The organism is Metabacillus sp. RB-C-LZQ-3-1 (assembly GCF_058315175.1).
Genome location: NZ_JBZFLI010000064.1, coordinates 1 through 517, shown reverse-complemented (window position 1 = coordinate 517; position 517 = coordinate 1). Strand labels below are relative to the sequence as shown.

The window sequence follows — 517 nt, the reverse complement described above, 5'->3', positions numbered from 1 at the left end:
GTATTCTTTCATACTATGTAAAAAGTAAGAGGGTTTCGAAGAACGAACAGTTCAAGAAATCGAATGAGGAGGCACCGGAGCGTACTTCAGTACGTGAGGATGTTGACGAATGAGATGACGCAGAAATGTGAAGTTCATCGGAAGCCGTAAACTGAATTATCTGGTGATGATGGCGAAGAGGTCACACCCGTTCCCATGCCGAACACGGAAGTTAAGCTCTTCAGCGCCGATGGTAGTTGGGGGTTTCCCCCTGTGAGAGTAGGACGTTGCCAGGTAAGAATATAATAGAATTGCATTAGACAATTCTAATCCGGAGGATTAGCTCAGCTGGGAGAGCACCTGCCTTACAAGCAGGGGGTCGGCGGTTCGATCCCGTCATCCTCCACCATGAATTTTTATAATAGTAATCTATCATATAATGCACGCCGGTGTAGCTCAATTGGTAGAGCAACTGACTTGTAATCAGTAGGTTGGGGGTTCAAGTCCTCTCGCCGGCACCATTCATTATAAAACCAGG

Annotated in this window: 2 tRNA genes and 1 rRNA gene; all 3 read left to right on the top strand. The window is 46.6% G+C overall.

Annotated features, from left to right (window positions below):
* The first annotated feature begins 159 nt into the window (after window positions 1-159).
* The 3 genes from rrf (at window position 160) to AC4GZ8_RS26430 (ending at window position 500) form a co-directional block, all read left to right on the top strand.
* Window positions 160-275: ribosomal RNA gene (gene rrf / locus AC4GZ8_RS26440) — 5S ribosomal RNA — on the top strand.
* 37 nt (window positions 276-312) lie between these two features.
* Window positions 313-388, top strand: a tRNA-Val gene (locus tag AC4GZ8_RS26435).
* Between the two features lie 36 nt (window positions 389-424).
* Window positions 425-500 (top strand) — tRNA-Thr (locus AC4GZ8_RS26430).
* The last annotated feature ends 17 nt before the right edge of the window (window positions 501-517 follow it).